Source organism: Dactylosporangium sp. NPDC005572, assembly GCF_040605515.1.
GTDB lineage: Bacteria > Actinomycetota > Actinomycetes > Mycobacteriales > Micromonosporaceae > Dactylosporangium.
Genome location: NZ_JBEXCY010000309.1, coordinates 1 through 10,253, shown reverse-complemented (window position 1 = coordinate 10,253; position 10,253 = coordinate 1). Strand labels below are relative to the sequence as shown.

The following is a 10,253-nucleotide window of genomic DNA, read 5'->3' as shown; positions in this document are numbered from 1 at the left end:
CCCGGCCGGCCCGCAGGCCGTGCGCCGCGCTCACCGCGGCCACGGCGAGCGGCACCACCGCCTGCGCGCCGCGGACGCCGCCGGTCACGGCGTTCGGGTCGAGCAGCGCGACCAGCGCGTCGAAGTCGCCGCCGCGGGACGCGGCCAGGAACGCGGCGACGAGCTCCCGCTTGCGGGACCGGGCGGCGTCCGACGCCGCGGCCGCGCCCTGCACCCGGCGGCGGGCGCGGCTGGCCAGCTGGCGGGCCGCGGTCGGGGTACGGTCGATGATCGGGGCGATCTCGCCGAACGACACGCCGAAGACGTCGTGCAGGACGAACGCCAGGCGCTCGGCCGGTGTCAGCGTGTCGAGGACGACCATGAGCGCGACGCCGACCGCGTCGGCCAGCAGGGCCTCGTCCTCCGGGGTCGCGCCCGCGTGCGGTACCGCCGCATCGGAAAGCTCCCCGGCCGGCTCGTCGCGGCGGGTCCGGCGCGACTCCAGCATGGTCAGGCACACCCGGGCGACGATCGTGGTCAGCCACCCGGCCGGGTTCTCCACCTGGCTCGTGTCCGCCCGGCTGACCCGCAGCCACGCCTCCTGCACCGCGTCCTCGGCGTCGCTCGGTGAGCGCAGCATGCGGTACGCCACCGCCTGCAGGCGCTCCCTGTGCTCCGCGAACCGTTCGCTCAGCCAGTCCTGTCCGCTCATCCGTCACATTCCTCCGTCACCGCCGGTCATACCAGTTGACCGGCGAGCGCCGGCCGATGTGACAGCAGCAGGGAGAGCACCGTGTCGTTGCCGATGAGCGCCGTCATGCTCGGCGTGCAGGACCTGGCCCGGGCAAGGACGTTTTACACCGAGGGCCTGGGCTTCACGGTCGCCCAGGACGTCCCGGGCTTCGTGGCACTCAGCCAGGGGGCGGGGGCGCCGCAGCTGGCGCTGTACGAGTGGGAGGCGGCCGCGCAGGACGCCGGCGTCGCGTCGGCGGGCTCCGGCTTCCGCGGCGTGTCGTTCCACCTCAACCCGGCCGCCCGCGAGGAGGTGGACGAGACGATGCGCAGCGCGGTGGCGGCGGGCGGCAGCGTCGTACGGGCGGCGGCCGGCGCCGACTGGGGCGGGTACTACGGCTACTGCAGCGACCCGGACGGCCATCTGTGGAAGATCACGACGTACGGGTCCGCGTGAGGCAGGATGCACACCATGAGGTTCCGATCCGTCGTCGAGCCGCACGAGCGGATGCGCGGCCTGGAGGTACCCCCGCAGATCGTGGAGGCCCTCGGCGGCGGCGCCCGCCCACCGGTGACGATCACGATCAACGGCCATTCGTGGAAGAGCCGGGTCGCCATCATGCGCGGCCGCCACCTGCTGGGCCTGAGCAACGCCAACCGGCAGGCCGCGGCCCTCGTCGTCGGCGAGGAGGTCGAGGTCGACCTGCAGCTCGACACGGAACCCCGCGTGGTGGTCGAGCCGGAGGACCTGACCGAGGCCCTGGACGCCGACCCGGCGGCCCGCGCGGCGTGGGACAACCTGGCGCACACCCACCGCCGCGAGCACGTGCTGGCGATCGAGGGCGCAAAACGGCCGGAGACCCGCGCCCGCCGCATCGAGCAGGCCGTCGCCGCGCTGCGGAACCGATAGCGGGGACTTCCGGCACGTCGACGCAGGCCTGGATGCGCCCGTCGATCCGCAGCGACGGCCCAACAGCTCGCGGGGCGCGTCGACGCCGCCTCGTCGTGCGGGCGGCGGGCGCAGCGTGTCAGCGGCGCAGGTCGTGGCGGCGGTGGGTGGCCTTCTCGACCAGCGCCGTCGGCAGCAGCCGCCGCAGCGGGAACACGAGCGCCGCGTTGCTGCCGACCGCGTAGTGCGCCCGGGGCCGGGACGCCTCGATCGCCTTGACGATGGTCGCGGCGACCCGCTCGGCCGGCGCGCCGGCCCGTTCGTTGCGGTCGAGCGCGGCCAGCATCCGGTCGAAGTCCGCACGGAAGGGCGAGGCGTCCGAGAGGTACTTCGTCCGCCGCTCGCTGATCCCGGTGTTGATCGACCCGGGCTCGACGGTGGTCAGCCACACCCCGAACGGCGAGTACTCGTGCCGGGCCCCGTCGCTGAACCCCTTCAGGGCGGCCTTGGAGGCGACGTACGACGAGCGGTAGGACAGCGGGAACGAGGCGAGCATGGACCCGACCATGACCACCCGCCCCCGGCGCCGCTCGCGCATGCCCGGCAGCAGCAGCTGGGCGAGCCGCACCGGCCCGAGCACGTTGACCTGGAACAGCCGGCGCAGCGCATCACCGGGCAGTTCCTCGAACGGCCCGTTCTGGCTCTCCCCCGCGTTGTTGACGAGCACGTCGACCGCCCCGGCGGCCTCGGCGAGCGCCTCGACGGACGCCTCGTCCTCGAGGTCGAGCGGCAGGAGCTCGACCCCGGCGGCGGCGGTGACCGCCTCCGGCCGCCGGCTGGTGCCGATGACCCGGTAGCCCCGCGCGACCAGCGCGGCCGCGGTCGCCTTCCCGATCCCCGACGAAGCCCCAGTGACCAGCGCGGTGCGATCCATCGCCGCACCATACTCCCGCACCAGCATCACCCACCGGCTCACCCCACGGGGTCCGCACCCGGCGGTAACTTGAAAGGTGCCTGCGAGACGAGCAGATCAGCGAAGCGCCGGTAGCAGGGCGACGCTGACGGGCTGGAAGATCGGTGCGGTCGACCAGCAGCCCGCCTCGCAGGTTCGTGTCTGGCGCCGGTCACCGCCGCCGAGCGAGCGTTGTCGCGCCGTTGCGGACACCTTGGGGTCGCCTGGTGCGCGGCAGCCGGAACCGTCTGAGTCCTCGAGTGACCATCGTCGTCACGCTGGTCGTCATTGCGTGGCGAGAGCGCCGGAAGCTGCTCAGAACGGGAACGCGCGCGGGGTGTCGCGGAGCGTCACCCACTGCAGCTCCGTGAAGTCCTCCGCGGCGAAGCCCAGGCCGAAGCGGCCCCAGCCGCTGTCCTTCACGCCGCCGAACGGCATCTGGGGCTCGTCGTTCACGGGCTGGTCGTTGACGTGGACGATGCCGGCCTCCAGGCGGCGGGCCAGGTCCAGCGCGCGGTACGTGTCGCCGGTCAGGATGCCCGCCGTCAGGCCGAAGCGGGACGCGTTCGCGCGGGCCACCGCGTCGTCGCGGTCCTCCACCACCTCCAGGATGGCGACCGGGCCGAAGGTCTCCTCGAACGCGATCTCGGCCTCCGCCGGTACGTCGGCCAGCACCGTCGGCGGGTAGCAGGGCGGCTGCGGCGTGCCGCCCGTCAGCACGCGGGCGCCGAGCGCCACGGCCTCGTCGACGCGCCGGCTGACGAGTGACAGCGCCCACTGGTTGATCAGCGGGCCGATCACCGTGGCCGGGTCGCGCGGGTCGCCGACCCGCAGGCCGGCCACCTTCGCGGTGAAGCGGGCCGTGAACTCGTCGGCGACCGCGCGCTCCACCAGGATCCGGCGGGCGCACATGCACACCTCGCCCTGGTGGACGAACGCGCCGTACGCGGCGGCATCCACGGCGTAGGCGAGGTCGGCGTCGGCCAGGACGATCAGCGAGTTGTGGCCGGACAGCTGCAGGACCGGTCGTTTGAGGTGGCGCGCGGCGAGCTCGGCGAGCCGCCGCCCGGTGACGGTGGAGCCGGTGAAGCTGACCCGCCGCACGCGCGGATGGGTGACCAGCTCCTCCGCGATCATGCCGGCGTCGCCCGACGCGTGGGTCACCACGTTGAGTGCCCCCGGCGGCAGTCCCGCTTCGGCGAAGATCTCGGCCCATACGGTACCGCCGGACATGGGTGACTCTTCGGAAGGCTTGAGCACGACGGTGTTGCCCAGTGCGAGGGGTCCGGCGACGGCCCGCCCGGCGAGGACGAGCGCGGCGTTCCACGGGGCGATCGCGGCGACCACGCCGACCGGCCGGCGCACCGCGAGGGCCCGGGTGCCGGGCACGTCCGACGGCAGGACCTGCCCCGTCGGCGCGTAGGCGAGGGAGCCGGCCTGTTCGAGCAGCGACTGGCAGAAGTCGAGCTGCACGTTCGCGAAATGGGCGCCGCAGCCGGTCTCGGCGGCGAGCAGCTCCTGCAGCTCGCCGCGGCGGCGCTCCAGGATCACCGCCGCGCGGCGGAAGACCCGCTCCCGCTGCACCGGCAGCGCCTGGGCCCAGCCGTCGAACGCGGCGTGTGCGGCCTCGATCGCGCGGCGCGCGTCGTCGGCGTCGCCGGACGCGACCCGGGCCAGGGGGCGGCCGGTCCACGGGTCGTCGTCGGTGTGCTCGCGGCCGCCGATCGACGCCACCCACTCGCCGGCGATGTGGTGCGACACCAGTGGCAGCTCGCGGTCGGTCACGATGTCGGTGCTCCTAGCTGCGGTTTTCCCGACGCAGATCATATCCGACGGGCAACAGCCGCAGGCCGGGCGGCAGGCTCCACAGGCCGCGCGGCAGGAACAGCGCGAAGCCGGCGGCGACGACGCCGAGGCCGATGAGGTACCAGGCGCCGTACTGCGCGAACTGCTGCTGGAGCAGGAAGAACAGCACGGCGCCGAGGATCGGGCCCTCGAACGTGCCGAGGCCGCCGACGAGCACCATGAAGATCATGTACGCGGTCCACTGGACGCCGAAGATGGACTGGGGCTGGATGAACAGCGTGTTGGCCAGGATGAGCGCGCCGGCCGCGCCGCAGCCGAACCCGGCCAGGACGAACAGGCCGAACTTCAGCGGGCCGGTGCGCACGCCGAGCGACGCGGCGGCCTCCTCGTCGTCGCGGATCGCCTGGAGGGCGGCGCCGGTGCGGTGGCGCAGCAGCAGCGCGACGAGCAGCAGCAGGAGCAGCAGGAAGCCGAGCGTGAGCCAGTACGTGTAGGCGCGGCGCAGCGTCGGCGCGTAGAAGCTCAGGCCGCGCAGCGAGACGCCGGTACCGCCGCCGAGGTCCTCGTCGAGCGCGACGAGCAGCGCCAGGGTCTCGGCGACGACCCAGCTGCCGACGGCGAACTGCCCGCCACGCAGCCGCAGCAGCAGCGGCGCCAGGAGCGCGGCGAGGACGGCGGAGGCGGGCGCGGCGAGCACGACGGCCAGGTAGGGGGCGACGCCGTGCTGGGTGAGGAACACGGTGCCGTAGGCGCCGAAGCCGATGAACGCCTGCTGGCCGACGGAGACCAGGCCGCCGTAGCCGGCCAGGGCGTTCCACATGACGGCGAGGATGACCAGGATGCAGAGGCTGGTCAGCTGCTGTACCACGTTGGCCGTGAACCCGAAGGGCACCGCGAAGAGCGCCAGGCCGCCGGCCACCAGGGCGCCCGAGGCGATCCGCGTGCCGGTGGTCGACCGGCGGACCGTCCACTGTGTCATGTGCCGCTCCGGGTGAGCAGGGACCGGCCGCGCGGGCTCGCCAGGACGGCGAGGAACACGAGGTGTCCGGCGAGGATGGAGTACTGCGGGTCGACGACCGCCCCGACGGTCTGCGCGACGCCGAGGACGATCCCGCCGGTGAGCGTGCCCCACAGGGAGCCGAGCCCGCCGATGACGACGGCCTCGAACGCGAAGATGAGCTGCGTGGGGCCGGAGGAGGCGTCGAAGGTGGAGTGCACGGCGAGGAAGGCGCCGGCGACGGTGGCGGTCGCGACGGCGATCGCGGTCGCGCGGGCGTAGACGGCCTGGGCTGGCACGCCGACGAGCGCGGCGGTGTCGGGGTCCTGGGCGGTCGCCCGCATCTCCCGGCCGAACGCGGTGCGCCGCAGCACCAGGTGCAGCCCGCCGAGGACGAGGACCGCGGTGGCCAGCGTGAGCAGCCCGATGTACGGGATGGACAGTTGTGCGGTGAGCCGCCAGCTGCCGGTGGCGATGCCGCCGGCGGCGCCGCCGAGCGAGCGCACGTCCGGGGAGTACGCCTCCAGCAGGCCGTTCTGGATGACGATGCCGAGCCCGAAGGTGGTCAGCAGCGGGGTGAGCGGGCCGCCGCGCAGGCTGCGGGCCAGGACGGCGCGCTGCAGGAGGTAGCCGAGGGCGAGCATCACCGGCAGGGCGAGCAGCAGTGCCCAGAACGGCCCGATACCGGTCTGCGTGCTGACCGTCCAGACGATGAAGGCGCCGAGGACGGCGAGGTCGCCGTGGGCCAGGTTGATGATCCGCATGACGCCGAACAGCAGCGACAGCCCGCACGCGAACAGCGCGTAGAGGCCGCCGAGGAGGATCCCCTGGACGAGCGCGTTGACCCAGGTCACGGCAGCTCCGCTCGGTGCAGTCCGAAGTAGGCGGCGGTGACCTGCTCGCGGGTCACCCCGGCGGTCGGGGCGCTCAGCGCGACCCGCCCCTCCAGCAGGCACAGCACGTGGCCGGCCACGCTGAGGGCGCGGCGCAGGTCCTGCTCGACGAGGATGAGCGTGGTGCCGGCGTCGCGCAGCACGCGCAGGCAGTCGTAGACGCCGTCGACGGCGACCGGCGACAGCCCGAGCGACACCTCGTCGACGACGAGCAGCCGGGGGTTGGTGACGACGGCCCGGGCGATCGCGGTGAGCTGCTGCTGGCCGCCCGAGAGGCTGGCTGCGCGGCGGGTGCGCAGCGGGGCGAGCGCCGGGAACGCGTCGAGGACGGCGCCGAGGTTCCACGGGCCGGGCCGGGCGCGGCGGGCGGCGACCCGCAGGTTCTCCTCGACGGTGAGGTCGGCGAAGAGCCGGCGGCCCTCGGGCACGAGCGCGATGCCGTGCCGGACGCGGGCGTGGGCCGGCAGGTGGGTGATGTCGGCGCCGTCGAACGTGACGGTGCCGCCGGCGCTGCGGTGCGCGCCGGCGATCGTGCGCAGCAGCGTCGACTTGCCGGCGCCGTTGGCGCCGACCATGGCGAGGACCTGCCGCTCGGCGACGGCGAACGAGACCCCGCGGACGGCCTGCAGCAGCCCGTGCCGCGCCTCGAGCTCGTGCACTGCCAGCAGGGTCATGCGCCCTCCGCTCCGCTCCGGCCGCATGACTTCAACACTGAGCCGATGATGCCCGGCCTCCTCCGCTGCGCTCCGGAACCGGTCATGAGGCCGCCTTGCCGAGGTAGGCGTCGACGACGACCGCGTCGGCGAGCACCGACTGCGGCTCGCCGTCGGCGATGATCCGGCCGGCGTCCATGCAGACGAGCCGGTCGACGACCTGGACGAGCACGTGGACGATGTGCTCGATCCACACGATGCCGATGCCCCGCTCGCGCAGCTGCCGGACGGTGACGACGAGGTCGGCGGCCTCGGCGTCGGTGAGCCCGCCGCCGATCTCGTCGAGCAGCAGGATGCGCGGGCCGGTCGCGAGCGCCCGGGCCAGTTCCAGGCGCTTGCGGTGCAGCAGGCCGAGGCTGTCGGCCCGCCGGTTGGCCAGCTCGACCAGCCCGCAGGTCTCCAGGACGTCGACGCAGCGCGCAGAGGCGGCCCGGCCGGTGAGCCCGGCGCCGTTGCTCGCGCCCACGAACACGTTCTCCAGCACCGTCATCCCGCCGAACGGGCGCGGCACCTGCATGGCGCGGGCGATCCCGCGACGGCAGCGGTTCGCCGGCGACATCCCGGTCACGTCGTGGCCGTCGAGCCGGACCCGGCCGCCGGTCGGGCGCAGCGCGCCGGCCAGGATGCTCAGCAGCGTGGTCTTGCCGGCGCCGTTGGGCCCGACGATGCCGACCGCGTCGCCCTCGTGGACCTCGAAGTCGACGCGGTCGAGCACCAGCAGGTCACCGAAGCGCCTGGTGACACCGTCGCCCCTGAGGCTCATGCGACCTCCGCTTCGCTGCGGTCACACGAGCTCCCAACTGAGCCCATGATGAGCGGCCTCCTCCGCTTCGCTCCGGAACCGCTCATGCGCCATAGGCCTTCAGCTTCGCGGCGACGGGGACGTTCGGGTCCGAGGAGTTCTCGCAGAGTTGGAAGTCCAGCTTGTACTTCCCCGCGCCTGCGGCGACCCACTGCCCGCCGAGGATCGGGGTGGCGACGACGTTGCCGTTGGGTCCCTTGCCCCACTGCAGGCGGCCGATCGGCGTCTGCACGTCGAGGGTGCCGATCGCCTTGGCGACCGCGGCCCGGTCCCGGGGGTCGCCCACCGCCTGCAGCGCGGCGGCGGCCACGTCGAACAGCGCCAGGCTCGGGCCGAGCTGCTGGTTCCACTGCTTGCCGGACTCGTTCTGGTACCCCTCGGCCAGGTCCTTCGACGAGACCTTCGTCAGCGACGACGTGTAGGGGTAGGTCGGCGTCCAGTAGGCGGCGCTGGCGAGCCCGACGCCGATGTCGCCGAGCGCCTCGACCTGCGACGGGAACAGGCCGGTCTTGGCGATCTGGGCGATCTTCGGCCGGAACCCCTGCTGGGTCGCCTGGCGCCAGAACGTGGCGAAGTCCGGCGGGATCGGGAAGGTGTTGAAGATCTCGCACCCTTCGGCCTTGAACCGCGCGATCTGGGCCGAGTAGTCGTTGGTACCGCTGGTGTACGCGCCCGGGTCGACGATCGTGTAGCCCTCCTGTTGCAGCAGCGGGCCGAGCGCGGCGCGGATGGCGTTGCCGTCGGAGTCGTTGGGCCACATCACGCCGACCTTCTTGTTGGTCGGGATCTGGCTCCACAGGTGGGCGTACGCCTGGTGGAACTGCTCGACGCCGAAGCAGAAGTGGTAGGTGTACCTGAAGGCCTGCTTGTCCTCGGGTTTGGCGCCGCGGCCGAAGTACCACGCCTCCCACGGCACGACGGTGGAGATGCACGGCACGCCCGCCGCCTCGCAGGCGTCGGAGACCGGGTTCACCGTCTCCGGCGTGGACGTGGCCAGCATGAGGTCGACGCCGTCGCCGTTGATCAGGTCGTTGGCGACCTGGGCGCCGCGCTGCGGGTTGGACTGCCCGTCGCGGTCGAGGATCTCCACGGCGTACTTCGTGCCGCCGATCGTGAGGCCGCCCGCGAGCGCCTTGCGGGCCAGGGAGAGCACGTAGCTGTCGGGCTCGCCGAAGCCGGCGGCCGGGCCGGTCCGGGGGCTGACGAACCCGATCTTCAGGGTGGAGCCGGCGGTGGTGGACTCCTCCTCCGCCAGGCCGTGGCAGGCGGACAGGGCGAAACCGGCGCCGCCGAGCGCGGCGGTGCGCAGCAGGGCACGGCGGGAGATGGTCGGGGTGTCACCCATTGCTTCCTCCACAGAAGAGATTGGGTGCGCTGGAATGTAGGAGCCTCCGTACCGCACGGTCAATCAAGTGTTTCGAATATTGAAACGCTGTTGCTACGGTTGGGCATGGCCCCCGCTTCGGCTTCGGATGACGAACCCTCCGGCCCGCCCGCCGCACTGTCGCAGTCCCTCGAACGCGGCCTGGCGATCCTGTCGGCGTTCACCAGCGCCGGCCCGTTGCTCGGCGTCGCCGACCTGTCCCGGGCGGTCGGCCTCAACCGCTCGACGACGTACCGGTACGTCGCGACCCTGGCGTCCCTCGGCTACGTCCAGCAGGACGCCGACACCCGCAAGTACGCGCTCGGCCCGCGGGTCATCGACCTCGGGTTCGCCGCGCTGTCGTCGATGGAGGTGACCCGGGTCGCGCACCGCCACCTCCAGGCGCTGTCCGACGAGACGGGCTACGCGGCGAGCATGGCCGTGCTCGACGGGCCCGACATCGTCTACGTCGAGCGCTGCCGCAGCCGCCGCACCGCGGGTGTGGCCGTCGACCTCAACCTGCACGTCGGGTCGCGGCTGCCGGCGTACTGCACGTCGATGGGCAAGGTGCTGCTCGCTCACCGGGAGCCGGTGGCGCTGCGCACCCTGCTGGACCGCACCGACCTGGCCCGGCGGGGGCCCAAGACGATCGTCGCCCGCGAGCAGCTGATGGCCGCCCTCGCCCGGGTGCGCCAGAGCGGCATCGCGGTCAGCGACGAGGAGCTCGCACCTGGGCTGCGCTCGATTGCCGCGCCGGTGCGCGACCGGACCGGGCACGTGGTAGCGGCGATCAACGTCGCCGCCCACCTGACGACCTGGACCACGTCGCTGGACTCGCTCGTCGCCCGCCTCGAGGGCCCGCTGCAGCGCACGGCCGCCGAGATCTCGACCCGCATGGGGTACCGGCCGGTGTTCGAATAGTTGAAACGCTGTGTTGATAGGGCGGACATCGCGGTCCTAACCTCGGCGGCATGTTCCTGGACGCGGCACAGTGGGAGCGCAAGATCTTCGTCGGCGGGGCCTGGGTCGACGGCACCGGCGGCACACGCACGGTGGTCGAGCCGGCGACCGGCGAGTCGCTCGGCACCGCCGGGCTCGCCTCCGCCGGGGACGTCGCCCGGGCGGCG

At 73.3% G+C, this 10,253-nt stretch carries 11 protein-coding genes; 3 read left to right on the top strand and 8 right to left on the bottom strand.

Going from position 1 to position 10,253, the window contains the following annotated elements; translation table 11 throughout:
- On the bottom strand, positions 1 to 691 hold a 691-nt coding region (locus ABZS66_RS57750), incomplete at its 3' end, for a sigma-70 family RNA polymerase sigma factor (protein ID WP_354772883.1).
- An 81-nt stretch (positions 692 to 772) separates the two neighbouring features.
- Here ABZS66_RS57750 and ABZS66_RS57745 point away from each other — a divergent pair.
- Complete coding sequence (locus tag ABZS66_RS57745; RefSeq protein WP_354772881.1) at positions 773 to 1,168, top strand: VOC family protein; 396 nt, start codon at positions 773 to 775, stop codon at positions 1,166 to 1,168.
- Positions 1,169 to 1,183: 15 nt separating this feature from the next.
- A complete protein-coding gene (locus ABZS66_RS57740) occupies positions 1,184 to 1,621 on the top strand; it encodes a YdeI/OmpD-associated family protein (protein WP_354772879.1) in 438 nt (145 codons plus the stop codon).
- A 118-nt stretch (positions 1,622 to 1,739) separates the two neighbouring features.
- On the opposite strand, the gene ABZS66_RS57735 is transcribed toward ABZS66_RS57740, so the two are convergent.
- The 7 genes from ABZS66_RS57735 to ABZS66_RS57705 all read right to left on the bottom strand — a co-directional run bounded on the left by ABZS66_RS57735 (position 1,740) and on the right by ABZS66_RS57705 (position 9,108).
- Positions 1,740 to 2,534: an SDR family oxidoreductase gene (locus ABZS66_RS57735; protein ID WP_354772877.1), complete on the bottom strand. Its 795-nt coding sequence runs from the start codon at positions 2,532 to 2,534 to the stop codon at positions 1,740 to 1,742.
- 333 nt (positions 2,535 to 2,867) lie between these two features.
- Entirely contained in the window at positions 2,868 to 4,337 is a 1,470-nt protein-coding gene (locus ABZS66_RS57730) for an aldehyde dehydrogenase family protein (protein WP_354772875.1), read from the bottom strand.
- A 13-nt stretch (positions 4,338 to 4,350) separates the two neighbouring features.
- Positions 4,351 to 5,337 (bottom strand): branched-chain amino acid ABC transporter permease, encoded by a 987-nt coding sequence (locus tag ABZS66_RS57725; protein WP_354772873.1) that lies wholly within the window; start codon positions 5,335 to 5,337, stop codon positions 4,351 to 4,353.
- Positions 5,334 to 6,209 carry a branched-chain amino acid ABC transporter permease gene (locus ABZS66_RS57720; RefSeq protein ID WP_354772871.1) on the bottom strand — a complete coding sequence of 292 codons (876 nt, stop codon included), beginning with the start codon at positions 6,207 to 6,209 and terminating at the stop codon, positions 5,334 to 5,336. The genes ABZS66_RS57725 and ABZS66_RS57720 overlap by 4 nt, the downstream gene beginning before the upstream one ends.
- Complete coding sequence (locus ABZS66_RS57715; RefSeq protein WP_354772869.1) at positions 6,206 to 6,922, bottom strand: ABC transporter ATP-binding protein; 717 nt, start codon at positions 6,920 to 6,922, stop codon at positions 6,206 to 6,208. The genes ABZS66_RS57720 and ABZS66_RS57715 overlap by 4 nt, the downstream gene beginning before the upstream one ends.
- A gap of 82 nt (positions 6,923 to 7,004) precedes the next feature.
- Positions 7,005 to 7,724, bottom strand: a complete 720-nt coding sequence (locus ABZS66_RS57710; protein WP_354772867.1) for an ABC transporter ATP-binding protein — start codon at positions 7,722 to 7,724, stop codon at positions 7,005 to 7,007.
- An 82-nt stretch (positions 7,725 to 7,806) separates the two neighbouring features.
- A complete protein-coding gene (locus ABZS66_RS57705) occupies positions 7,807 to 9,108 on the bottom strand; it encodes an ABC transporter substrate-binding protein (RefSeq protein ID WP_354772865.1) in 1,302 nt (433 codons plus the stop codon).
- 105 nt (positions 9,109 to 9,213) lie between these two features.
- Between ABZS66_RS57705 and ABZS66_RS57700 the strand changes: the two genes are divergently transcribed.
- Positions 9,214 to 10,047, top strand: a complete 834-nt coding sequence (locus ABZS66_RS57700) for an IclR family transcriptional regulator (protein WP_354772863.1) — start codon at positions 9,214 to 9,216, stop codon at positions 10,045 to 10,047.
- Positions 10,048 to 10,253: the final 206 nt, after the last annotated feature.